At 71.3% G+C, this 24,356-nt stretch carries 20 protein-coding genes; 9 read left to right on the forward strand and 11 right to left on the reverse strand.

Annotated features, from left to right (window positions below; translation table 11 throughout):
* Nucleotides 1-20: 20 nt before the first annotated feature.
* Nucleotides 21-383 carry a tetratricopeptide repeat protein gene (locus tag SALPAC6_RS0116975; protein ID WP_018254571.1) on the reverse strand — a complete coding sequence of 121 codons (363 nt, stop codon included), beginning with the start codon at nucleotides 381-383 and terminating at the stop codon, nucleotides 21-23.
* Between the two features lie 228 nt (nucleotides 384-611).
* Here SALPAC6_RS0116975 and SALPAC6_RS0116980 point away from each other — a divergent pair, with 228 nt between their 5' ends.
* Nucleotides 612-1,337, forward strand: coding sequence for a BON domain-containing class I SAM-dependent methyltransferase (locus SALPAC6_RS0116980; protein WP_018254572.1), 726 nt, complete (start codon nucleotides 612-614; stop codon nucleotides 1,335-1,337).
* A gap of 2 nt (nucleotides 1,338-1,339) precedes the next feature.
* Here SALPAC6_RS0116980 and SALPAC6_RS0116985 read toward each other — a convergent pair whose 3' ends face one another.
* Both SALPAC6_RS0116985 and SALPAC6_RS28000 read right to left on the reverse strand, forming a co-directional pair.
* Nucleotides 1,340-4,126, reverse strand: coding sequence for an ATP-binding protein (locus tag SALPAC6_RS0116985; protein WP_033666401.1), 2,787 nt, complete (start codon nucleotides 4,124-4,126; stop codon nucleotides 1,340-1,342).
* A 117-nt stretch (nucleotides 4,127-4,243) separates the two neighbouring features.
* On the reverse strand, nucleotides 4,244-4,456 hold the full coding sequence (locus tag SALPAC6_RS28000; protein ID WP_026189766.1) for an FmdB family zinc ribbon protein: 213 nt from the start codon (nucleotides 4,454-4,456) through the stop codon (nucleotides 4,244-4,246).
* 38 nt (nucleotides 4,457-4,494) lie between these two features.
* On the opposite strand from SALPAC6_RS28000, the gene SALPAC6_RS0116995 reads away from it, so the two are divergent.
* From SALPAC6_RS0116995 to SALPAC6_RS0117005, 3 genes are all read left to right on the forward strand, one after another.
* Nucleotides 4,495-5,724, forward strand: a complete 1,230-nt coding sequence (locus SALPAC6_RS0116995; RefSeq protein ID WP_018254574.1) for a lytic murein transglycosylase — start codon at nucleotides 4,495-4,497, stop codon at nucleotides 5,722-5,724.
* A 71-nt stretch (nucleotides 5,725-5,795) separates the two neighbouring features.
* Entirely contained in the window at nucleotides 5,796-6,848 is a 1,053-nt protein-coding gene (locus tag SALPAC6_RS0117000) for a GNAT family N-acetyltransferase (RefSeq protein ID WP_018254575.1), read from the forward strand.
* A 51-nt stretch (nucleotides 6,849-6,899) separates the two neighbouring features.
* Nucleotides 6,900-10,175, forward strand: a complete 3,276-nt coding sequence (locus tag SALPAC6_RS0117005) for a lamin tail domain-containing protein (protein WP_018254576.1) — start codon at nucleotides 6,900-6,902, stop codon at nucleotides 10,173-10,175.
* Between the two features lie 160 nt (nucleotides 10,176-10,335).
* On the opposite strand, the gene hemB is transcribed toward SALPAC6_RS0117005, so the two are convergent.
* From hemB to SALPAC6_RS0117030, 5 genes are read right to left on the reverse strand one after another with little or no spacing between them, the layout of a single operon-like run.
* On the reverse strand, nucleotides 10,336-11,319 hold the full coding sequence (hemB, locus tag SALPAC6_RS0117010) for a porphobilinogen synthase (protein WP_018254577.1): 984 nt from the start codon (nucleotides 11,317-11,319) through the stop codon (nucleotides 10,336-10,338).
* A gap of 13 nt (nucleotides 11,320-11,332) precedes the next feature.
* Entirely contained in the window at nucleotides 11,333-12,913 is a 1,581-nt protein-coding gene (locus tag SALPAC6_RS0117015) for a bifunctional uroporphyrinogen-III C-methyltransferase/uroporphyrinogen-III synthase (RefSeq protein WP_018254578.1), read from the reverse strand.
* Nucleotides 12,910-13,878: a hydroxymethylbilane synthase gene (hemC, locus tag SALPAC6_RS0117020; protein WP_018254579.1), complete on the reverse strand. Its 969-nt coding sequence runs from the start codon at nucleotides 13,876-13,878 to the stop codon at nucleotides 12,910-12,912. Before hemC ends, SALPAC6_RS0117015 begins: the two co-directional genes overlap by 4 nt.
* Nucleotides 13,878-15,245: a glutamyl-tRNA reductase gene (locus tag SALPAC6_RS0117025; protein ID WP_018254580.1), complete on the reverse strand. Its 1,368-nt coding sequence runs from the start codon at nucleotides 15,243-15,245 to the stop codon at nucleotides 13,878-13,880. The genes hemC and SALPAC6_RS0117025 overlap by 1 nt, the downstream gene beginning before the upstream one ends.
* Entirely contained in the window at nucleotides 15,242-16,012 is a 771-nt protein-coding gene (locus SALPAC6_RS0117030; protein WP_018254581.1) for a redox-sensing transcriptional repressor Rex, read from the reverse strand. Before SALPAC6_RS0117030 ends, SALPAC6_RS0117025 begins: the two co-directional genes overlap by 4 nt.
* A gap of 478 nt (nucleotides 16,013-16,490) precedes the next feature.
* Between SALPAC6_RS0117030 and SALPAC6_RS0117035 the strand changes: the two genes are divergently transcribed.
* Complete coding sequence (locus tag SALPAC6_RS0117035; RefSeq protein ID WP_018254582.1) at nucleotides 16,491-17,807, forward strand: sensor histidine kinase; 1,317 nt, start codon at nucleotides 16,491-16,493, stop codon at nucleotides 17,805-17,807.
* 10 nt (nucleotides 17,808-17,817) lie between these two features.
* Complete coding sequence (locus tag SALPAC6_RS0117040; protein WP_018254583.1) at nucleotides 17,818-18,459, forward strand: response regulator; 642 nt, start codon at nucleotides 17,818-17,820, stop codon at nucleotides 18,457-18,459.
* Between the two features lie 13 nt (nucleotides 18,460-18,472).
* On the opposite strand, the gene SALPAC6_RS0117045 is transcribed toward SALPAC6_RS0117040, so the two are convergent.
* Nucleotides 18,473-19,120 carry an HAD family hydrolase gene (locus SALPAC6_RS0117045; protein WP_018254584.1) on the reverse strand — a complete coding sequence of 216 codons (648 nt, stop codon included), beginning with the start codon at nucleotides 19,118-19,120 and terminating at the stop codon, nucleotides 18,473-18,475.
* A gap of 22 nt (nucleotides 19,121-19,142) precedes the next feature.
* Nucleotides 19,143-19,394 (reverse strand): glutaredoxin family protein, encoded by a 252-nt coding sequence (locus tag SALPAC6_RS0117050; protein WP_018254585.1) that lies wholly within the window; start codon nucleotides 19,392-19,394, stop codon nucleotides 19,143-19,145.
* A 547-nt stretch (nucleotides 19,395-19,941) separates the two neighbouring features.
* On the opposite strand from SALPAC6_RS0117050, the gene SALPAC6_RS0117055 reads away from it, so the two are divergent.
* From SALPAC6_RS0117055 to SALPAC6_RS0117065, 3 genes are all read left to right on the forward strand, one after another.
* Nucleotides 19,942-20,877, forward strand: a complete 936-nt coding sequence (locus SALPAC6_RS0117055) for an ECF subfamily RNA polymerase sigma factor, BldN family (RefSeq protein ID WP_018254586.1) — start codon at nucleotides 19,942-19,944, stop codon at nucleotides 20,875-20,877.
* Nucleotides 20,878-21,137: 260 nt separating this feature from the next.
* Nucleotides 21,138-22,022 carry a DUF5667 domain-containing protein gene (locus SALPAC6_RS0117060; RefSeq protein WP_020493594.1) on the forward strand — a complete coding sequence of 295 codons (885 nt, stop codon included), beginning with the start codon at nucleotides 21,138-21,140 and terminating at the stop codon, nucleotides 22,020-22,022.
* Nucleotides 22,023-22,138: 116 nt separating this feature from the next.
* Complete coding sequence (locus SALPAC6_RS0117065; RefSeq protein WP_018254588.1) at nucleotides 22,139-23,011, forward strand: HAD family hydrolase; 873 nt, start codon at nucleotides 22,139-22,141, stop codon at nucleotides 23,009-23,011.
* Between the two features lie 27 nt (nucleotides 23,012-23,038).
* On the opposite strand, the gene SALPAC6_RS0117070 is transcribed toward SALPAC6_RS0117065, so the two are convergent.
* Nucleotides 23,039-24,316, reverse strand: coding sequence for an MFS transporter (locus SALPAC6_RS0117070; RefSeq protein ID WP_018254589.1), 1,278 nt, complete (start codon nucleotides 24,314-24,316; stop codon nucleotides 23,039-23,041).
* Between the last annotated feature and the right edge of the window lie 40 nt (nucleotides 24,317-24,356).

Below are 24,356 nucleotides of genomic sequence, written 5' to 3' on the forward strand. Positions count from 1 at the left end.
GATGGGCCTACCGGTAAGAGTCAGCGACCGACCCGGGCCTGCACCCGGCGCAACGCCGCCTGATAGTCGGCGTTGCCGTGGTCCATCGCCGCCGCGATGCGCAGATGCCGCAGCGCGTCCACCGGCCGATTCAGCCGCTCCAGCGTCCGGCCCAACACGTGGTGGGCGTAGTGGTCACTCGGGTCCCGATCAACCAGCTCGCGTAGCTGCTCCTCGGCGCGGCTGAGCTGCGCCGAGGAGAAGTATGCCCGGGCCAGTAGCTGGCGCACGGCGGTGTTGCCGGGCTCGGCCGCGAGGATGGGCTCGAGCAGCCGAGCCGCTTCGGACGGGTCCCCAGCTTCGAAGCACCGGGTCGCCCGTCGATACTCGGCCAGCAGATCCATCCGACCCACCCCTCATGTCGTGTCGGCACCCCACCGCCACCGCCCTCAGCCGTGCCACCGGCACGGTGGGCGCTCTGCACCGGCGGCGGCAGCCAGCCGGCCTATCGGTTGAGGATAGGTTCACCGGCCGAGGGCGGGAACCCGAAGTGATCCATGGCCGGTCTCCGCCCGCCGAGGCCGGGGGCATACCGGGCGGGTTTCCGGGTAACGGGCGGCCGGAGGTGGGCCATGGTCGCGCTGACACAGACACCGCCCTCAGCACAACGGCTGCGGGCGGTTGACGAGTTCCTCGCCGAGGCCTGGGCAGACCAGGCGCGGCACGACAGCCGGCTGCGGGATCTCGCCGTCGAGGTGGACTTCGACCGGGGAGTAGCCCACCTGACCGGAGAGGTCGATGAGCCGGGTGACCTACGGCTGGTGCGGGACCGGGTCGGCCGGCTCGCCGGGGTCCTGGCCGTCTGGGCTCGGGTCCGGGTCGGAGGCCGGAACCCGGTCGTGGTGGACCTGGGCTGCGGGGGGACCAAGCAGTGGCCGGACAACCTGGGCCTGGACATCTACCCCGCGGTCGGGGTTGACGCGGTGGCCGACCTGTCGCGCACCCTGCCGCTGGCCGACAACTCGGTGGACGTCTTCTTCGCCGTCCACATTCTGGAGCACCTGATCGACTTCCTGCCGTTGGTGGATGAGGCGCACCGGGTGCTCCGGCCCGGTGGCGTTCTGCACGTGATGAGCCCCTGGTGGGGGCATGTCAACGCGGTCGCCGATCCCACCCACGTACGGCTGCTGGACATCCAGACCATCAAGGGCATCTGCCTCCAACGCCCGCCGGACGCTCCGCGCTGGTACCCCCTGCACGCCGGCTGTGACGGGGCCAGCATCTTCGCCGACCTGACCCTCCTGCCGCCCGGTGCGCCTGCCCCCACCCAGGCCCACCTGGCCCGCTTCTTCGCCTGAGCTCAGTCGGGCTCGTGACCGACCCAGGTGGGATCCGGCGCACTCGGGGCACGAAGTGGCCGCTCCATGGGGCTGGTGCGGGCGGATGGGGCGACACCAGCGACGAAACGGGTCGAATCAGCGGCCAGGTCGGGGTGTTGGACTCCGAGGGCAACCGCCGCCGCCTCCCGGATGCCCAACCCCGTACCCTCGCCGTACGTCTGGTCGAAGATGACATCGCCGAGCGCCCCGCGCACCTGCGCCTGCCACCGCGCAAGATAGTCGCCGTTGATGCCCGGCACCGCCCCCAGGGCGACCCCCCGCGCCTGCGCCGCGCCGAAGAGTCGGGCGGCGGTCAACGGGTCGCCCCCCGCGGCACAGCGCACGGCAATCGCCTGCAGTGTGTCGCAGGCACGGCGGTGGAAGCCGTGCGCCATCCGGGACCGCAGCGAGACCAACAAATGCTCGTGCGCGGCGATCAGGTCGCCACGGGCGAGTGCCACCAGGCCGAGCAACATGTCCACCGTCCGGCGGCCCCGTTCCACCGGGCGTCTCGCCTCCACCGGCCGGGCCGCGCCGAGCAGCTCCGCCGCCTCCACCAAGGCACCCCGACGCCACAGCAACTCCGCCAGGCTGAGGACGGCGAAGAGGGCATCGTCGACCACGTCCTGCCGCTGCGCCCAGTCAATGACGTCCCGGCACACCTGTTCCGCCTCGACGAGCTGCCCCAGGTCAACCAGGGGAGCCGCCCGGCTGGCCAGCACCCGGGCCAGCAGGCCGGCGTCACCGGCCCGCCGGGCCACCGTCTCCGCCCGCTGCGACAGGCGCAGCTCCTCGACAAAGTCGCCGTCTGCCCCCGTGTGCAAGGAATACGTGTGGTGCGCCGCCGCCAGTTCCGCGTCCGGGATGTGCTCACCGGTCTCCACACTCCGGTCGTACAGCCGGGACAACCAGAGTCGGCCCTTCCCGGCCAGGCCCCGCTCCCGCCACCATTGGTCCAGCCCGACGACGAGCCCGAGCCCCGCCCGGGCGCTACCCCCCGTCGTGCACCAACGAAGCGCGGCCCGCAGCTCCCCGACGAGCGGATCGAACGCGTACAGCGAGAGCGTCACCGGCCGGCCGTCCGGCCCCGAGCCCAACCGCTGTAGCACGTGTGCGGACCAGGCCACGTGTCGATTCCGCGCCGCCTGCTCCTCACCCGCCGCCACCAACCGGCCGGCCGCATAGGCACGAATCGGGTCGAGCATCCGATAGGTGCTACCACCGACTTCCGGCTCGGCCAGCACCATCGACTTCTCCACCAACACCGACAGCGGATCGAGCTGGTCGCTGTCCAACAGCCACTCCACTGCCGCCAGATCCACCGGTCCGGCGAACACCGCCAGCCAGCGCAGCAGCCGGGCCGCCCCCGCGCCTAGCTGCCGGTACGACCAATGGAGGTTCGCCTGCATGCTGCGGTGCCGCACGGCCAGCCCGGTATCGCAATCACCCCGGCCGGCGTCGAGGGCACCCAGGATGTCGTCGAGACGGTCGGCGAGCTGCCCGACCGAGAGCACCCGCAGTCGGGTGGCGGCCAGTTCGATGGCGAGCGGCAGGCCATCCAACCGACGTACGACCCGACGCAGGTCCACCCACTCCACCGGGTCGGGCCGCCGACCGCCCCGCGCCGCTGTGGCACGGTCGAGCAGCAGGGCAACCGCGTCGCTCTCCGCCCCGGCCACCGGTGGGTCGACCGAGAGTGGAGGAATTCGCCACACCACCTCACCGGGAAGTCCGAACGACTCCCGACTGGTCGCGAGCACCCGCACCCCCACCCCGCCGGCGAGTAGCTGGGAGATCACCTGGGCTGATGCCGACAGCTGGGCGTCACCGGTGTCCAGCAGTATCACCATCCGGCGGGCAGCGGCGTACTCCACCAGGGTGTCCACCATCGAGCGGCCCGGCTCCGGGCGGAGGCCGAGCCCGGCGGCGACCGCGTACGCCACCAGCCTCGGCTCTGCCACGGTGGCGAGGTCAACGAACCACACACCGTCCGGATGGGACTCGACCAGGTCGGCGGCGAGCTCCACGGCCAGCCGGGTCTTGCCGGATCCCCCCGCGCCCACCACCGTGACCAGGCGGTAGTTCTCCACCAGCCGGCGCAGCTCGGCCCACTCGACCTGCCGGCCGACGAATGAGGTGACCGAGGTGGGCAGATTGTGCGCCGCCGCGTCAGCGGTACGAGGACGCGGAAACTGCCGCTCCAGACCGGCTGCGGCCAGCTGGAAGAGCCGTTCCCGGTCGTCGAAGCCACGCAGTCGGTGCAGGCCCAGGTCGAGTAGGGAGGCACCGCCGGGCAACGGGTGGGCATGCTGGGCGGTCGATGCGGAGCAGAGCACCTGTCCACCGTGCGCGGCGGCGGCGATCCGGGCGGCCCGGTGCACCTCCGCGCTCACGTACTCGCCGTCGCGGGGTTCCGCCCACCCGGTGTGCAGCCCCATCCGTACCCGCGGGGTGGCGTCCGGGGTCGGCCAGTCGTGGTTGGTCAACGCACGCTGGGCGGCCAGGCAGGCGGTCAGCGCGGCGGACGCGTCCGCAAAGGCCAGAAAGAAGGAGTCACCCTCGGTGAGCAACTCCGCCCCCTTGGTGGCGACGATCGTTCGGCGCAGCAGACGCCGGTGTTCCCGCAGCACCGGCCGGTAGTCCGGCCCGAGCAGTTGGGCCAGCCGGGTGGAGCCCTCGATGTCGGTGAAGACGAAGGTCACCCACCCGGTCGGGAGGTGGATCCGTGGCGACATGCGTGGAACCTCCGCCCAGGACGTCTGGTTCATGCTGCGAGAATCCAGCCCGTCACGCATCGCGAGCGTGACGGCCCGGTTCTGCTCCAACGTGCCACTCCGCGCCGACGTCGGCAAGCGCGGTGAGAGGTCGACGAATCGAATGCCGACTCAGCAGCCGCAGCCCCCGCCGCAGCAGCCACCACCTGCAGTGGGAGCGATCCCACCCGGTCCGCTACGACTGACTGTCGCGACCCTGGAAAGGAGTTTGACTGTGTCGTCGTGCCCCTGCGGGCAACGGGCCGGCTCGGCGGCTCGGGCCATGGGTCGGTTGACCTCGAAGGTGTCACCGCAGACGCGGCAACGGAACTCGTACCGGGGCATGCCTCCAGCCTACGACCGCCCCGGACGAACAACCGGACATGGGTGATACTCGACAGGTGGTGGACGGCGAGCAGAACCAGACCCTCCGGCCCCTGCGCCCGGCCACACCGGGTGGGGGAGCGCAGAATGGATCCGACGTGGCCGCCGGCCGCCGGTCCCGGTGGGTGCCCCGGCCGCGCCGACCATGGCTGCAACCGCCGACGGCCCCCGACGCGAAGCCCACCCAGAACCCCGACGCGAAGCCGACCCAGAGCTCCGAGGCCGACCCGGTCAACGAGGTCACACCGTCAACTTCTGGCGACGCGGACCGGGCCGACGAGGTCGAACCGGCAGGTTCCGCCGACCCGGCCGGGCCCGAACGGGCCACGAGCGCCCGGCGGCGCCGGGTCCCCTTCGCGCACGCCATCCGCCTCTCACCCACCCGGCTGGCGGTCGGTGCGGCGCGTTCGATCCAACGCTGGTCACGACGCCCCAGCGGCCAGCTCACCCTCCCCGGCGGCTTCCTGCTGCTCCTGGTCGCGGCAACCGTGGCGGCCGGCGCCCTGCTGGTGCCCGCCACCCTGCGCCCCGGCCCGAACATCGCTGCCGCCACCGCCGGCGCGACGGCACCGACCTCCGCGCCCGACGGGGCGCCCCCCGCCGGCACCCTGCCCCCACCCGACGCCACGCTGACCGCCCCGCCCCCCGGTCTCGGCCGCCCCGCCGACACGCTCGCGAGCTGGGCAGCCCAGACCGCGCCGAAGGTCGGCATCGCACCGGTCGCGCTACAGGCCTACGGCTACGCCGAACTGGTCCTCGCCCAGACCAACCGTAGCTGCGGCCTGAGCTGGACCACGCTCGCCGCGATCGGGCACGTCGAGTCGGCGCACGGGCAGGCCAACAACGCCCGGCTCGGTTCGGATGGTCGAGCCGCCCCAGAGATCATCGGCCTGCCACTGGACGGGCAGGGCGGGCGGATGCTGATCCGCGACACCGACCGCGGCACGCTGGACCGGGACGCCACCTACGACCGGGCGATCGGGCCGATGCAGTTCATTCCGACCACCTGGCAGGAGATCGGGGCCGACGCGGACAACGACGGCCGCAAGGACCCGCACGACATCGACGACGCCGCCCTGGCCGCCGCCAACTACCTGTGCAAGGGCGGCCGGAATCTGACCATCGCCAGCGACTGGTGGAACTCCATCCTGTCGTACAACAACGTGCGGCAGTACGCCCAGGACGTCTTTGACAAGGCAAACCAGTACGGGCAGGCAAGCCGGAGCTGACGTGATCATCCACGTTTCCGGGGAATCCCCTACTTCCCCCGAGCAGCAGTAGGCGGCAAGCTAGACGGGTGATGATGCGCGAATGGGACCTTAGGGCCGCGTCGTCCGCCGAGATGGTGTCCCTGCTGGACACGTTGAACGCGGTCCTCGCCGCCGATCTGCCGCAGGACCCGCCCTGGCAGGGGAGTTTCCTGCGGGAGTACCTGACCGAGATGATGCCGGGCGAACGACGAATCGCCTGGGTGGCCGAGGCCGACCCGGTCGGGCCCGGCGGGGTGGCCACACCGGGGATGGTCAACGTGCTGCTGCTCGGCAGCATCGGCGTGCTCGAGGTGCTGGTGCACCCGTCGGCGCGCCGCAGCGGCCTCGGCCGCGAGCTGGTCCTGACCGCTGCCCGCCGCGTCTACCAGGAGGGGTTCCAGACGATCGGCGTGGAGGTGGTCGGCGACACCCCGGCGGTCACCTTCTTTCAGTCGCTCGGTTTCACCCGAGAGTACGTCGAAACCCGCAGCGTGCTCGACCTGGCCGGAGTGGACTGGGCGGAGTTGGGCAGGACGGCCGACGGCGTCAGCCCGGGGTACGACGTGCAGTTCCACCCCGGTGGGCTGCCCGATCAACTCATCGACGCGTACGCGCGGGCCAAGGCGGAGGCGCGCGATGTCGAGGAGGGCGAGCTCCGCCCCAGCTCCTACGACCCGCAGCGGCTCCGGGACAGCCTCGACTGCCTGCACCGACGAGGGATGACCCCGTACATCGTCCTCGCGCTGCACCGGCAGACCGGGGAGGTGGCCGGGCTGACCGAGGTGGTGGTGCCGGCGCAGCACCCGACCCGGGCCGACCAGTACGACACGATCGTCGTACCGGCGCACCGCGGGCACGACATCGACCGGGCGATGAAGGCACGCATGCTGTTGGAGCTGCGCTCGGCCGAGCCGGCGCTCACCGAGGTGCAGACCTGGAACGCGCAGGACAACGAGGCGATGCTGAAGGTCAACGCCGAGCTGGGCTACCGCCCCGACCGGGAGTGGTACGAGTACAGCGTTGACGTTGCCGAGTTGGTGCACCGGCTCGACGCCACCGCCAAGATTTCACCATCGGGCCCTTCAGGGGATAGGGCGAGGTAGGGCACACCCTCTAATCTGCGCACGTTCCTATCCACTTACCGTGGAGGCTTCATGCGCCCGCGCCGCGCACTCGCCATCTTCGCCATCGTCACTGCTACCGCGAGCATCGCGGCCGTCGGTGTCACGCCCAACGCCGCCACCGCCGCCCCCACCGACCTGTTCATCTCCGAGTACGTCGAAGGCTCGTCCAACAACAAGGCGATCGAGCTCTTCAACGGCACCGGTGCGCCGGTCGACCTCGCCACCGGCGGCTATCGGCTGCTGCTCTACTTCAACGGCTCCACCACGCCGACCACCCTCGCCCTCACCGGCACGGTTGCGGCGGGAGATGTCTTTGTCTTCGCCCACTCATCGGCGAACGCGGCGATCCTCGCCCAGGCCGACCAGGTCACCGGTGCCGGACTCTTCAACGGCGACGACGCGGTCGTGCTGCGCCGCGACAGCACCGTGCTCGACGTGATCGGCCAGGTGGGCGTTGATCCGGGCAGCGGGTGGGGCACCGGCCTGACCAGCACCGCCAACCACACCCTCCGCCGGCTGAGCAGCGTCGCCTCGGGTGACACCGACCCCGGCGACAGCTTCGAACCGGCCGCCGAGTGGGCCGGCTTCGACACCGACACGGTGGACGGGCTCGGCGCGCACCACCTCGGCGACGGTCCGGTAGACATCCCCGCCACCATCACCTGCGGCGATCCCCTGGTCACGCCGGCGGGCACCGCGGCGTCCCGGGAGGTCACCGCGACCGACCCGGACGATGAGATCGTCGACCTGGCGGTCACGTCAGTTTCCCCGACGCCGGCCACCGGCACGATCAGCCGGACGGCGTTCACCCCGGCCGGAGCGGTCGGTGACACCGCCCGGGCCACCGTCAGCGCGAGCGCCGACCTGGACGCCGGGGCGTACTCGGTGGTCCTGACGGCGACCGACACCGACGGCACCACCGCGACCTGCACCCTGCCGGTGCAGGCCGCCCGGGAGCTGACGGTCGGCGAGGTGCAGGGCCCGACCACCGACGCCGAGGAGGGTGGCACCGACCGCTCGCCGCTCGCGCCGGCCAGCGGCAACGGTGCCAGCAGCGCGCGGTACGCCGTCCGCGGAGTGGTCACCCAGCGCACCCTGGCCCGCGACTCCGCCGGCCGGGACCAGCACGGGTTCTTCCTCCAGAGCCGCGCCGACGCGACCGACGGCGACCCCGCCAGCTCCGACGGCATCTTCGTCTTCATGGGCTCGAACACGTCTCTCATCGGCGGTTACGTGCCGACCGTCGGCGACGAGGTGGTGCTCCAGGCCCGGGTCTCCGAGTACTACCACATGACGCAGCTCTCCAGCGCCTCGCTGGTCCGGCGGATCTCCACCGGGCTGGACGTGGACCAGGTGGTCGCGGTGACCGACGCGGTACCCCCGGCGGACCTGGCCGACGCGGAGCGCTTCTGGGAGCGGCACGAGGGGGCCCGGATGCGGGTGCGCGCGGACAGTCAGACCGTGAGCGGGCGCACCGTATTCGCCTCCAGCGCCGACGCCGAGACCTGGCTGGTCGACCGGGATGACCCGCTGGTGGACCGGAGCGACCCGGACACCCGCCGGGTGTTCCGCGACGCCCACCCGCTGGACAACGACCCCACCCAGATCTTCGACGACGGCAACGGCCAGCGGATCATGCTGGGCAGCCTGGGCGTCAAGGCCGCCAGCGGCGACAACACCACACTGCTCCCACCGGCACGCACCTTCGACACGCTGACCGCCGACGCGGTGGGCGGCCTCTACTACTCGTTCCAGAAGTACGGCGTCCAGGTCGAGTCCGCGGTGTTCGCGGCCGGCACCGACCCGGCAACGAACCACCCGCCGCAGCCGGCCCAGCGGTCGACGGAGTACGCGGTCGCCGCGTACAACGTGGAGAACCTCTACGACTTCCGCGACGACCCCTTCGACGGCTGCGACTTCGCCGGAAACGACGGCTGCACCGGCGTACGACCGCCGTTCGACTACGTGCCGGGCAGCGAGCAGGAGTACCGGGACCAACTCGCCGCGCTCGCCGACCAGATCACCAACGACCTGCACTCCCCCGACCTGATCCTGGTCCAGGAGACCGAGGACCAGGACATCTGCGTGGTTGACGGCGGCACGCTGGTCTGCGGTGACACCGACGACGCCGACGGCGCTCCGGACTCGCTCCAGGAGCTCGCACTGACCATCGCCGACAACGGTGGCCCGGCCTACGCGGCTGCCCACGACCGCAGCGGCGCCGATGCCCGGGGCATCACCTCGGCCTTCCTCTACCGCACCGACCGGGTCGCGCTGGCCGAGGCGACCGCCGACGACCCGCTGCTCGGCGCTGCCCCGACCGTCCAGTACCGCGCGCCCGGGCTGCCGTCCAACGCCGACGTGCAGAACCCCAAGGCGCTCAACGCGGTCCTGCCGCCCGACGTGGACACCAGCACCGGCAGGGACGGCGACAACGTCTTCACCCGCGCACCGCAGCTCGGCCGGTTCACCATCGCCGCAGCCCCCGGTTCGGAGGAACGGCTGACGCTCTGGGCGGCCAGCAACCACTACTCGTCCGGCCCTGACCGCCGGGTGGGGCAGCGCCGGGAGCAGGCGGCGTACGGCGCTGCGATCGTCTCCGCGGTCACAGCGGCAGACCCGGACGCCCGAGTGGTGTTCGGCGGGGACCTGAACGTCTTTCCCCGTCCCGACGATCCGATCGCGACGGCCGCGGACCCGACCCCGTCGGACCAGCTCGCTCCCCTGTACGAGATGGGGCTGCGCAACCTCTGGGATGACCTGCTCGCCGACGCGCCGTCGTCCGCCTACTCGTACAGCTTCGCCGGCCAGGCCCAGACGCTGGACCACCTCTTCGTCACCGCGGCGCTCCACGATGATCTGGTGCGGATGCGGGCCGCGCACATCAATGCCGACTGGCCGGCGGAGTACGCGGGAGACGGGTCACGCGGCGCCAGCGACCACGATCCGCAGGTGGCCCGGTTCCGGTCCCGCCCGACGCTGACCGTCGCCGACGCCTCGGTGGTCGAAGGTGATCGGGGCAGCAGCGAGCTGGCCTTCACCGTCTCCGTCTCGCGTCCCCGCTCCGATCCGACTCTGGTCTGCGCCCTGACCCTGGGCCGAAGCGCGCGGCCTGGCGTCGACTACCGGTCGTACGCCGGTTGCCAGACGCTGCAGGCTGGCCACACCACGCTGACCTTCCCGGTGTCGGTGCGCGGCGACCGGAAACGAGAGACCGACGAGAGGTTGACTCTGCTGGTGGTGGGGAGCCCTGGGGTCCAGATCGCCGATCGGTTCGGCACCGGGACCATCGTCAACGACGACTGACAGCCGCTGACCTCGCCACCGGCGACGGACCGACTTCAGAAGTCGCCACGGGCGACCGTGGAAGCGGCACGGCCCGTCGGCCCGGTACTCGACCGGGCCGACGGGCCGTGGGGGTGCTGCGGACCGGCGGCTGGCGGTGGGCCGACCGGGCGCGGCGGCGTCAGTAGCGCTGACGCAGTAGCTGCGCGGCCTCGACCGCCCAGTAGGTGAGGATGATCTGGGCTCCGGCCCGACGGATCGACGTGAGCGTCTCCAGCATTACCTGCTCGCGGTCGATCCAGCCGTTAGCGGCAGCCGCCTCGACCATCGCGTACTCGCCGGAGACCTGGTAGGCGGCGACCGGCACGTCAACGGCGGCCCGGACCGCCGTGACCACGTCGAGGTACGGCAGCGCCGGCTTGACCATCACCATGTCGGCGCCCTCGGCCACGTCCAGCGCCACCTCGCGCAGGGACTCCCGCAGGTTCGCCGGATCCTGCTGGTAGGTCCGACGGTCGCCGTCCAGCGTCGACTCCACCGCGTCCCGGAACGGGCCGAAGAACGCGGACGCGTACTTCGCCGCGTAGGCGAGGATGGTCACGTCCTGGTGGCCGGCGGCGTCCAACGCCCGCCGGACCGCGCCGACCTGACCATCCATCATCCCGGACGGCCCGACCACGTGCACCCCGGCCGAGGCCTGCGCCACCGCCATCTCGGCGTACGCGGCGAGGGTGGCGTCGTTCGCCACCGACCCGTCGGATGCCAACACACCGCAGTGTCCGTGCGAGGTGAACTCATCCAGGCAGAGGTCGCTCATCACCACGGTGGCGTCGCCCACCTCGGAGACGACATCCCGGATGGCGGCGTTGAGGATGCCGTTCGGGTTGGTCCCACCGGAGCCGAGCTCGTCCCGGTCAGCCGGAACCCCGAAGAGCATGATCCCGCCAACCCCGGCCCGCACCGCCGCGACCGCCGCCTTGCGTAGCGACTCCCGGGAGTGCTGGAGCACTCCCGGCAGGGAGGGCACGGACCGGGGCTCGGTCAGCCCCTCCTTGACGAACATCGGCAGAACCAGCTCGGCTGGGTCGACCCGAGTCTCGGCGACCAGCCGCCGCAGGGCCGGGCTACGACGCAGCCGCCGGGGTCGGATCTCGGGATACGGCACGGGTCCTCCAGGGTCAGCGGAACCGGAGGGCGGTCGGCCCCTGCACCTTCGAGCCGCGCCGCTGCTTCGCCGGCATCGCGGCGAGCTTCTCGCGCAGCTCGACGGCGTAGCCGGCCAGCGCCTCCACCAGGTCGGGGACCGAGGCGTGCGGTGGCTGCACGTCAACCCGAAGGCCGAACTCGGTAGCGGTCTCCGCCGTCTTGGGCCCGATAACCGCAACAACGGTACGCGCGTGTGGCTTCCCGGCGATGCCGACCAGATTCCGGACTGTGGACGACGAGGTGAAGAGCACCGCGTCGAACCCACCCGACTTGATCGCGTCGCGGATCTCGGCCGGCGGCGGCGCCGCCCGAACCGTCCGGTATGCGGTCACGTCGTCGACCTCCCAGCCGCGCTCGGTGAGCCCGGCGGCGAGCGTCTCGGTGGCGATGTCGGCGCGCGGCAGCAGCACCCGACCGACCGGGTCGAGCACCTCGTCATGCGGCGAGAACTCGGCCAGCAACCCCTCCGAGGACTGCTCCCCGGCGGGGACCAGCTCCGGCCGGATCCCGAAGGCGCGCACCGCGTCAGCGGTCGCGTCGCCGATGCAGGCGATCTTGACACCCCCGAAGTGGCGGGCGTCGAGGCCGTGCTCGGCGAACTTCTCCCAGACCGCCCGGACCGCGTTCACCGAAGTGAAGATCACCCAGGCGTACCGGCCGTCGACCAGCCCCTTGACCGCCCGCTCCATCTGCGCGGGGGTACGCGGTGGCTCGACCGCGATGGTCGGTACCTCGCAGGGGATCGCGCCGTACGCGCGCAGTCGGGCGCTCATCACCCCCGCCTGCTCCTTGGTCCGCGGGACGAGCACCTTCCAGCCGTACAGCGGGCGGTTCTCCCACCAGCTGAGCGTGTCCCGCTGGCCGACGCCCTCGCCGAGGGTGAGCACCACCCGGCCGGTGAACCCGAGCGCCGCCGCGACGAAGGAGTCCACCGTCGACGTCGTCGTGTACTGGGTCTCGCCGGTGCCGTCGCCGGTCACGCCGACCGCGGTCGCGTCGTCAACTCCGGCGGCGAGCAACCCGTCCCGGATCGCGGCGAGATCCCCGGCGTCCACCGCGAGGGCCAGCGGTCCCCGGGTGACTGCGGCGGCCAGCGCCTCGAAGTCGAGCGTGGTGACATCCTCGACGTCGGCCGCCGTCCGGACCCCGGGCAGCGGCACACCCGCGTAGGTCGCCACCCCCTCGGCCTGGCCGACGCCCGGGACCACCTCGAACTGGCCGGCGGTCCGCGCGACCGCCTGCACCTCCCGGACCACCGCCTCGTGGCCGAACGGGTCACCGGCGACCAGGTGCACCGCGTTCAACCCGGAGCGGGCCGCCGAGATCAGGACCTTCGCCACGTCGCCCGATCCGCCCTCGGCCAGGGTTAGCTGAGCCTCCTGCTTCGCCTGGGCGCGGACGACATCGAGCAGCGCCTCGGGGACTCCCCGGTCATATACCACCTGGTCGGCACTGACCAGGGCGTCGTATCCCCGGCGGGTCAGCAGGCCCGGATCGCCGGGACCGGCCCCGACGAACGCGATGCGGCCTACGGGCTTACGGGTGCGGGTCATACTGTGCTCCCAAATTGCTGGGTCCCCGGGCCAAGGTTCCGTTGCTGGCCGAGGATCGAGTCGGCGCCGAGGTCGAGAAGATCAGTGGCGAGGGCCTTACCGATCTCCACCGCGTCGGCGGGCGTTCCGGTGCGGGACAGCCGAAGGTCACGAGTGCCGTCCGGGCTGATCACCGCCCCGCGCAGGTAGATCTCTTCACCGACGTCGCCTTCGGCGACCTCGGCGTAGGCGGCGACCGGGGCGCTGCACCCGGCCTCCAGGGTGGCGAGAAGCGCCCGCTCCGCGACGACCGTGGCGCGGGACGGTGCATGGTCGAGTACCGCGAGCAGCTCGACCAGAGCCGAATCGTCGGACCGACACTCCACCGCCAACGCACCCTGGGCGGGAGCGGGCAGCATCAGCATCGGGTCGAGCGTCTCGGTGATCGTGTCGGCGCGATCCAGACGGGCCAGCCCGGCCCGTGCCAGGACCACCGCGTCCAGGTCGGCCTCCGGCCCGAGCACCCGCGCCAACCGGGTACCGACGTTACCCCGGATCGGCTGGACCTCGAGCTGAAGCCCGAGCGCGTGGAGCTGGGCGATGCGACGCAGCGCACCGGTGCCGACCCGGGCGCCGGGCGGCAGTTCGGCGAGGGTACGACCGCCGGTGGCCACGAGCGCGTCCCGGGGATCCTGCCGGGGTGGGACGGCGGCGACGTACAGGCCGGGGGCCGCCGCGGTCGGCAGGTCCTTGTACGAGTGCACCGCGAAGTCGATGGTGCCCGCCGCAAGGGCGTCCCGGAGCGCGGAGACGAACACGCCGACACCGAGCTGGTACACCGGGGCCGCGGAGCGGTCACCGGTGGTCACCACCTCCACCAGCTCCACCGGGGTGCCGGTGGCCGCGGTGAGGGCCGCCGCGACCTGCCCGGACTGGGCCATCGCCAGGGCGCTGCCCCGAGTACCGAGGCGTAGGGGGACCTTCATCACTCACCTCCGGTGGGTAGCGGCTCGGCGTCACCGCCGAGCTGGGGGTCGACGTCGGGCACCACCACATCGGGGACGGTGCCGACCGCAGAGGTCTGCGGAACCTCCAGGTCGAAGAGATCACGCAGCAGCGCCGCGTACTGGTCGCCGCCGGGCTCGGCGGCGAGCTGGCGGACCCGTACGGTCGGCTGGTGCAGCAGGCGCTGGACGACCCGGTGCACCGTCCGGGCGACCTCGGCCCGCTGCTCATCGGTCAGATCCGAGCGACGCTGCGCGAGCCGGCCCAGCTCCGTGGCGACCACGTCGTCGGCGCGCCCGCGCAGCGCGGCCACGGTCGGTGCGACGTCAGTTCCCCGTAGCCAGGTGAGGAAGGCGTCAACCTCGGCGGCGACGATCTGCTCCACCGCGGCGACGTCGGCGGCGACGGGGCCGTCGGCGACCAGGGCCGCCATCCGGTCGATGTCGATCACCTGGACACCGGGCAGGTCGGCCACGCCGGGCTCGACATCGCGCGGGACAGCCAGGTCGAGCAGGACCAGCGGCCCCCGGGACGGGTCCCGACCAGCGAGCGCCTGGGTCACCACCGCGCGGGTGAGGACCGCCTCGGGGGCGGCCGTGGCAGCCACTACGATATCCACTGTGGAAAGCGTTTCGGCGAGGTCGGCGATCGGTATGGCGGTGGCGCCGTACGACTCGGCCAGCCGGACCGCTCGGTCGGCACCCCGGTTGGTCACGGTGACCGGCCCGGCACCCAACCGGGAGAGGGTGGCCACACCCAGCGAGCCCATCGCTCCCGCCCCCACGACCAGCGCGGGGCGGCCGGCCAGGTCACTGTCGAGCAGCTCGGCAGTGAGGCTGAGCGCGGCAGTGACGACGCTCTGCCCAGCCCGGTCGATGCCGGTCTCGGAATGGGCCCGCTTCCCCACCCGCAGGGCCTGCTGCATCAGCTCGTGCAGCAGGCGGTCAACGGTTTCCGCCTCGGATGCCCAGTGGTATGCGTCCCGGAGCTGGCCGAGGATCTGGGCCTCCCCCACCACCATGGAGTCCAGCCCGGCAGCGACCCGAAAGACGTGGTTGACCGCCGCGGCGTCGAAGTGCACGTACAGGTGGTCGGCGAGGGCTGCCGGCTGGCAGCCTGCCGGCTCGGCCAGGACAGCACAGATGTCGCCGAGGCCACCATGGAAACCGGACACAACGGCGTATACCTCCACCCGGTTACAGGTGGAGACGAGCACCGCCCCACTCACGTACGGCTGCGCTACCAGGCGGTTCAGGACACGGGGGAGATCGGCGGGGGCGACCGCGAGTCGCTCCAGAGCGGCGACCGGGGCAGTGCGGTAAGACGCGCCGACGACTAGCAGCTTCACGTGCCGATCGCCTCCTGGGGGTCGGTGGCGGCGAGGCTACCCGGCAATGGGGTGAGGGTGGCCTCGCCAGCGGCGGGGAGTGCGGTCAGGGACGCCTTACGGTGCTCGTGGAAGGACAGGATCTGCAGCTCGACGGCGAGGTCGACCTTACGTACGTCAACCCCGTCCGGCACGGTTAGCACGCAGGGCGCGAAGTTCAGGATGCTGGTCACTCCGCCGGCGACCAGCCGGTCGGCCACCCGCTGCGCGGCGGCGGCCGGGGTGGCGATCACGCCGATCGCGATCGACTCCTCGGTGGCGACCCGGGACAGCTCGTCCACGTGCCGGACGACCAGACCGTTGATCTCCTCACCGACCCGGACGGGGTCGGCGTCGAAGAGCGCGGCGATGCGGAAGCCACGGGTGGCGAAACCGTCGTAGCCAGCGAGGGCGTGACCGAGATTACCCACGCCGACCAGGGCGACCGTCCGCCGCTGGGTGAGCCCCAGGACGTACTCGATCTGATCGATCAGCAGAGCCACGTCGTAGCCGACACCCCGGGTGCCGTAGGAGCCAAGGTGGGACAGATCCTTGCGGAGTTTGGCGGAATTGACGCCCGCGGCCGTGGCCAACCACTCGCTGGAGACCGTCTCGTGACCGTTTTCGGCCAGGTTGTGCAGGGCCCGAAGATATTCGGGAAGCCGGGCGACGGTCGCCTCTGGCAGGTCCGGCAACGCCGGCACGGCGACAGAGCGTTCGGGCGCGCCGGGCGGGCGGTGCTGACTCATGAAACTCCGTGCGGTGGGATCCTGGGCCAACTCCGCCGGGCCGGGTAGGGACTCCCGCTGGCCACCGAGAAGACCGGCTGTGCTAGCGGGGCGGGTCGGAACTACAGGGTAAGCGCTTGTGAAGACACGCACAAATCGCGATCTTGGTCGCCCACGACGCGACTCCACCCGACCCCCCGTTTCACAAGATCAATGCATCGACAGCGCCCACACCGTCCGGCGATTATTACTCAATTAAGACTTCTCTGACCAATCACACGGGAGGCGCGTCGCCCACTTCCCCGTGGGCGTGGTAACACCGCGGCCCTCTCCCGGGCGCGGTAGCGCCAGCAGCTTCGAACAGGTGCGGTAACACCGGTAGTTTCCAACGGGCGTGGCAGCACCAGCACCTTCCAACGAGCGTGGTCATGCCAGCACCTCCAGACTTTCGGCCGCAGGCAGGATGGGTTGGTTCGGTCGCACTGCCTAGCCTCGGGGTATGACCGCCACCCGCGGGGCCGCCACCCCCGCTTCCCACCCGCTGCGCAACCTGCTCCGCCAACTCCTGCGCGACTCGGGCTACGTACTCTCCGGCCTACCCCTCGCCGTGGCTGGCTTCGTGGTGGCCGTCACCGGGTTCACCCTCAGCCTGGGCCTGCTGGTGACCACGCTGGGCCTGCCGGTCCTGGCCGGCACGTTCTACGCCGTCCGGGTGCTGGCCGACATCGAACGGCTCCGGCTGCCCACCGTACTGAGCGTGCCTCGGATCCGCCCCGTCTACCGGGGCCCCGATCCGGATGCCAATTTCTGGCGCCGGGTCCTGGCACCGGTACGCGATCCGCAGTCGTGGCTCGACCTGCTCCACGCATTCAGCAAGCTACTGGTAGCGGTGCCGGCCTTCGTCATCCTGGTCTGCTGGTGGGTACTGGCACTCGCCGGCATCTGCTACGCAGCATATGATCGGTACATTCCGTACGACACAGACAGCGTGTCCCTCAGCGAACTCCTCGGGATGGGCGATGGCGCCGGTGCCCGCATCTTCCTGAACACCGCCATTGGTGTCTTCGCCCTGCTCACCCTGCCGCTGGTAGTCCGCGCGTGCGCGCGGACCGAGGGTGGCCTGGCCCGCGCTCTGCTCACCGGGGTCGCCGAGTTGCGCAACCGGATCACCACCCTCGAAGAACAGAAACGAGCAGCCGCCTCCGCCGAGGCGAATGCGCTGCGTAAGCTGGAGCGAGACATCCACGACGGGCCACAGCAACGGCTGGTCCGACTCGCAATGGACCTCAGCCGGGCCCGCGAGCAGCTCACCAACAACCCGACAGCGGCCCGGGACACGCTCGACGAGGCAGTTGACCAGACCCGGGAGACCCTGACCGAGCTGCGTGCGCTGTCCCGCGGCATCGCACCGCCCGTCCTGGTCGACCGCGGACTGCCGAGCGCCCTCGCGGCGCTGGCCGGGCGCGGGCTGATCCCGATCGAGCTGCAGGTTGACGCCGGGCTCGGCAAGCCCGGCGGCCGACTCGACCCGGCGGTAGAGAGCACGGCGTACTTCGTGGTCGCCGAGGCGCTCACCAACGTCGCCAAACACAGCCGGGCCACCGAGTGCCGAGTCACGGTGGAGCGGGCCGGGCAGCGGCTGAGGGTCGGCGTCGACGACGACGGCCAGGGCGGCGCGCACCTGGCAAAGGGGCACGGACTGGTCGGCATCGCGGACCGGGTCCGGGCAGCCGGCGGGCAACTCCTCGTGACCAGCCCCGCCGGCGGCCCCACCGCGATCCGCGCCGAACTCCCTGTGACGACCGGAAAGTGGTAGACACGCAGCCATGCGGATCGTGATCGCTGATGACGCCGTCCTGCTCCGAGAAGGGCTAATCCGCCTTCTCACCGAACGCGGCCACCAAGTGGTGGCCGCCGTCGGTGACGGGGACGCCCTGGTGCAGGCGGTGGTCAACCACCGCCCCGACGTGTCGATCGTTGACGTACGAATGCCGCCGTCCCACACCGACGAGGGGCTCCGGGCCGCCGTCCACGCGCGTGCGCTGGTGCCAGCGACGCCGATCCTGGTGCTCTCCCAGTACGTCGAGGTCTCCTACGCCGACGACCTTCTGGCCACCGGGGTCGGGGTCGGCTACCTGCTCAAGGACCGGGTGGCCGCGATCGACGAGTTCCTCGACGCGCTGGCCCGGGTCGCCGCCGGGGGCACCGTCCTCGACCCCGAGGTGATCACCCAGCTCTTCGCCCGCCGCCGGCGCGACGATCCACTGCGGGCCCTGACCCCGCGCGAACGCGAGGTGCTGAGTTTGATGGCCGAGGGTCACTCCAACACCGCGATCGCCCGCACGCTGGTGGTGACCGACGGCGCGGTCGAGAAGCACGTCCGCAACATCTTCACCAAGCTCGATCTCCCGCCGGACGTCGAGCAGCACCGCAGGGTCCGCGCTGTCCTGGCCTACCTCCGCGGCTGAGCCGGGCGCGTCATCAATCAAGCTGGGCCAGAGCGACCGCCTCGGTGAGGGTCTCCGCGACCGGATGGCCGGAGGCCCGCAGCCGGGTGGGGTCGGTGAGACCCCCGGTGTAGAGGACCGCGCGGCCACCGACCGACAGGGCCGCTTCGGCGTCGTCGAGCGAGTCGCCGATCAGCACCACGTCCCGGCCATCCAGCCCCAGCTCGGCCAGGTGCCGGGTCAGTGACTCGGCCTTCCGGCCCCCACCGACCTCAGTCCGGAGCCCGTCCACCCGCAGGAAGTGCTGGGTCAGTCCGTAGGTCTGCACGGTTGGCACCAGATCCTGGTGGAACCACATGGAGAGCAACGACTGATTCCCGGGCCAGGACGACATCGCGTCCACCGCGTCATGTGCCAGCGCGCAGGTGGTCAGCCCGTCCAGGTACGCCTCGTGGAAGATCTTGTCCAGCTGACCGAACGCCGCCTCGTCCACGGTCTGCCCAAGCACCTCCGCGTAGTAGTCGGCGATCGGCCGACGAAACCGCACCCGATGCTCGTCGGCGGTCACCGCCGGCCCGCCGACGCTGGCGAAGGCGACGTTGGTCGATGCCACGATCAGGTCCAGATCGTTGAGCAGGGTTCCGTTCCAGTCCCAGACCAGGTGCGGGTGCGCAGAACTCATCGCCGTACCCTACCTGGCAGCCTCAGAGCTGAGGGGTGGTCAGATCGCGGAGCAACCGCTCCTCCTCGACCCGCCAGTAGCCGTGCTCCTTGCCGTCGAGCAGCACCACTGGCAGCCGGTCCCCGTACTCGCGCTCCAGCTCCACATCGTCGGTGACGTCCTTCTCCACCCACCGGTCGTTGGTGACCGACACCACCCGTTCCAGCGCCGCCTTCGCGTCTTCGCAGAGGTGGCAACCAGGCCGGGTGATCAGGGTGAGGCGGGGTTCGCGCATCGGTCTCCTCCGTCGGGACGGCCCCGGCCCGACGACCGGAACAGTGTCTTGCGGCGCGTACAGCATCCCATCCATGGGACCGAGCCGTCACGTGCCGTGAGAACACGCACGCCTTCCACCTGCCGGCGCGGGCCGCCGCTGCCGCCATCTCGCCCCACCGAGCGGCCGGCACACACCTCGCCACAACCGTCCACACCCCGATCCACCTGGGAGTCTCCTCGAAACACCGGGGAATCCGAAAGTCAACCGCACACGACGGACAACTGGTCCGGCAGCAGTGCGACACGACCAGAAATACTTTGGCCCTGTGTAACGGACTTGCCACGCGCGGGTGACGTTGACCCCTATCATCACTCGGGTTGGCTCACCCCGTTTTCCGTGAGTCAACAACCCCTCAGCCCGAGGAGGCCCCCGTGCCCGACAGCGCATTGGACCAGCACCTCAAGGGGATTCGCCGTGTGCCGGCAACTCCCCTACCCACACCATGCGTGCCCGATCGACCCCAACCACACGCCGGGGACTCGGGCCGCTCGACGGAGGTGCCCCGATGACGACCTTCGGCTACGCGCAGCGGCCGATCGGCCTGGGTGACACGCCCTCCCGATCCACAACGAACGAACGGCTGACACCCCGCACGCCCCGAGATGACGGCCGGCTCGGCGCCTGGAGCGAAAACGGGGTGCGCAGTCGTCCACACCCCAACGAATCCCCCGCCCGGACCGGGACACCGGGCACGAACGCCAAGCCGGTCGGGGCCCGGGTCGCCTCGCCAGCCCGGCCAGCTATGCCCGTACAGGGCCGCCGGAGCGCCGACCCATCCACCACCACCGACTCCGCCGCCACCGACACGGCGGTGCTGCCCGCGCTGCCCGCCAGCACACCCGCCACCGGCTTTCCGAGCCGTCCCGACCCGTCCGACCCGGCAACCGAAATCTGGGCCCTGGTCGAGCGCGCCCAGGCCGGGGAGGCCGAGGCCTTCGGCCTGATCTACGACCGGTACGTGGACACCGTCTTTCGCTTCGTCTACTTCCGAGTGGGCAACCGTCAACTGGCAGAGGACCTCACCTCCGACACCTTCCTCCGGGCGCTGAAGCGAATCGGTAGCTTCACCTGGCAGGGCCGAGACCTCGGTGCCTGGCTGGTGACGATCGCCCGCAACCTGGTGGCGGACCACTTCAAGTCCGGACGCTACCGGCTCGAGGTAACCACGGGTGACGTCCTCGACGCCGAACGCGAAGACCGGGGGCCGGAAGGCAGCCCCGAAGCGGCCGTCGTCGAGCACATCACCAACGTCACCCTGCTCGGCGCGGTCAAGCAGCTCAACCCGGAGCAGCAGGAGTGCATCGTGCTCCGTTTCCTCCAAGGCTTCTCGGTGGCGGAGACGGCACGGGCCATGGGCAAGAACGAGGGCGCGATCAAGGCCCTGCAGTACCGGGCGGTTCGGGCCCTCGCCCGGCTGCTCCCGGACGGCTTCCGGGCATAACCACACCGGCGGGGGCGGTGACGCCCGGATAGATCGAATGTCGATGATATCGATCACTTTCCGTGCTTTCTCCGCCACCAGCCCCGTAACCCCAACCCGGCGCGGCGCGTTCATCCGGGTGCGACCGATGCAGTCCCGGCGTCCCCGGGTTCGGATCCGGCCCCGCTGCCGGCCTCGAGCCTCCCGCGATGCCCGCCCGTCCCCGGTCGCCGGTGACGATCGCGGCCGACCGGCCGCGCCCAGCGAGGGAGGTGCCAGCGGTGAACAGCGACCTCTTTGTCTCCCGTCGGCGCGCCGAGCGCTTCGCGCAACTTCTCGACGAAGCAAGCGGCGGCCGACGACACCACGTCCGCTCTCGGGTTGACAAAAAGCTCACGGACCTCGTCGCGGTCGGGCAGCAGCTCGGTGACGCCGCCCCGACGGTCGAGGTCAGTACCGAGTTCCGGACCGGCCTGAGGGCGATGCTGCTGGCCACCGCCGAACGCGAGGGCCTCGGCCGGCCTGCCCCGGCGGTCACCACCGACCGGACGGAACACCGCCCGGCGGCGAACCGTTCCTTCCTCCTCCCCGCCGTCAGCGCGCGGCGGGCCCGGGCCCGTGGTGCGATCCTGATCGGCATTGCGACCGGCGCCGTCGCCGTCTCCGGTATCTCCACGGCCAGTGAGAACGCGGTACCGGGTGACGCGCTGTACGGGATGAAGCGGTCGACCGAGCGCGCTCAGCTTGCGTTGACCGGCTCGGATCACAGCCGTGGGCAGCTCTTCCTGGACTTCGCACGGACTCGCCTGAGCGAGGCGGCCCAGCTACGCGGCGATCGGGTCGGCTACAGCGGTGTCCTGGACGACATGGACGCCGACACCCGCCAAGGCGTACGCCTGCTCACCACCGCCGCGGTACAGGACTCCGACCTGACGGCGCTGGACGTGGTCAACACCTTCGTCGCCACGCAGCGTACGGCGGTCAATGAACTCCTGGCCGACGGAACCCGCGCCGACCGTGACCGCACCCAGCGCTCACTCGCACTCCTCGACGATGCCCTTCGGCGCTCGGACGCGCTGCGCGCCGCCATCGGCTGCGGCCTGCCCGCGCCGAGCGGCAGCGACAACCTCGGCCCCACGCCGGCGAGCTGCCCCGCCGACCGCTGACACCGCCCGAGGCACACCCGGGTCGATTGCCCGGGTGCGAGCCCGCCTCGGTCGGCTACCCGGCTACCCTCGCCAGGTGGCGCACGGTGCGCCGGTCGTACGGAGGGGGAGCGCGCGTGGCCAGCCGAAAGGTGCCCGTCGACACCGACACCCGTAGCCACCGCTCCGGGGGGAGCTCGGCCGACGGCGTGCCGACCCCGCCGCCGGACCGGGTCGCGGCTGCCTTCTTCGACGTGGACAACACCATGATGCAAGGAGCATCGATCTACTGGTTCGCCCGCGGACTCGCCGCGCGCAACTACGTCACCACCAGCGACCTACTCCGATTCGCCTGGCAACAACTTCGGTTCCGGGTGCTCGCCACCGAGCATGTCGGCGACATGTCGCAGATCAAGGAGGCCGCGCTCGCGTTCGTCGAGGGCTGGCGGGTGGAGGAGGTGGAGCGCCTCGCCGAGGAGATCTTCGACGAGCTGATGGCACCCCGGATCTGGGACGGCGCCCGCCGGCTCGCCCAGGGCCACCTCGACGCCGGGCAACGGGTCTGGCTGGTCAGCGCCGCACCGGTGGAGATCGGCCGGGTGATCGCCGCCCGGCTGGGTCTCACCGGTGCCATCGGAACGGTGGCGGAGGTGGTTGACGGCGCGTACACCGGCCGGCTGGTCGGCGACCTGATGCACGGGCCCGCGAAGGCGGAGGCGGTGACCCGGCTCGCCGCGGCGGAAGGGTTGGACCTCGCCCGCTGCACCGCCTACAGCGACTCCGCCAATGATCTGCCGATGCTCGCCGCGGCTGGTCGCGGGGTCGCCGTCAACCCGGATTCCGCGCTGCTGCGGGAGGCCCGCCGACGCGGGTGGGAGGTACGGGACTTCCGTACCGGGCGTCGGGCCGTGAAGATCGCCGTCCCCTCCACCGCCGCCGTCGGGCTGGTCGCCGGGGCGGTCACCGCGGGGCTGGCGCGGCACCGCCGCCGCTCGTCCCTCCGGACGTGAGCTCCCGCCAAGACGTCCACGCCGCCGTCAGTGGGTGGTTGACCCGGCCGGAACCGGGGTTGGCGTCGGGTCGTCGGTGTGGGCGAGGTGGCCGAACTGACGCCACAGCCCCCCGACGAGCAGCGCCGAGCCGACGAAGGCGAACCAGAATGGACCGGTCATCCCGAGGAGGGTGACCAGCGGGCCACCAAGGGCCGCGCCGACCACCAGCCCGCCGAACCCACTCATGGTGTAGATGCTGTTGACCCGACCCTGAAAGTAGATCGGAACCGCCCGCTGCAGAATGGTCAGGGCGGTGGTGCCCCAGGCGAACGCGTGCGCCCCGAAGCCGAAGAGGATAGCCGAGGCGACCCAGGGCGAGGTGGTGACGGCGAGACCGAGGTGGGTGAGGGTTTCGATGATCAGCCCGGCCCGCATGACGCCCCCGAGGCTCACCCGGCGGGTGAGCCAGCCGTACCCGACGGTGGCGAGCAGCCCGCCGGCCGCCAACGCCGTACTGATCAGGCCGAAACCGACGGCACCGAGGCCGAGCCGCGCCTCGGCGTAGAGCACCAGGATGGACCAGGCGGCGCCGTAGGTGATGTTGAAGACCAGGGCGGTCAGGCAGAGCGTCCGAACGGCCGGATGACGAACGGTCCAGCGGAACCCGGCCACGATGTCCTGCCGCAGATCACGGTGCTGACCCGCCGATTCCCGCTCCCGCGGTGGCAGCGACACCCGGGACACCAACAGCAGCCCGGCCGCGAGGAGAACCGTGTTGGTGGCGAACGGCCAGGACCGACCGGCTGCGAAGAGCACGGCCCCGAGCGCCGGACCGACCAGTTTGTTCAGCGTGATGAACCCGGCCAGGACGCGGGCGTTGGCGATCGCCAGGTCCTCCCGACGCACCAGCATCGGCGTCAGCGTCCGGGTCGTGTTGTCCACGAACACCTCGGCGGTGGCGAGCAGTGCCAGCGTCAGCAGCACCACCGGCACCGACACCCGGTCGGTCACCAACGCCCCGACCAGCACACCCAGAGCGCCGACCCGGACCGCGTTCGCCACCAGCACGATCCGCCGCCGGTCGAGACGATCGGAGAGCACGCCGGCCCAGAGGCCGAACACCAGCTGCGGTGCCCAGCGCAGCAGGGCCGCCAACGCGACCAGGAGCGGGTCGGTGGTCAGCGACGCCACCAGCAGCGGTCCAGCCGCCACCGCGATCCCGTCGCTCAGATTCGTCGCCCACGACGACGCCAGCAGCCAACGGAACCCGTTGCCCAACCGAGCTGGTACGACCGCCTCGACGACTCTGCGCACAACGAGCATCGTACGAAGACACCGGTCGGTCGCAACCGAATTCCGCCCG

Origin of the sequence: Salinispora mooreana (genome assembly GCF_000379065.1) — a bacterium.
Classification (GTDB): domain Bacteria; phylum Actinomycetota; class Actinomycetes; order Mycobacteriales; family Micromonosporaceae; genus Micromonospora; species Micromonospora mooreana.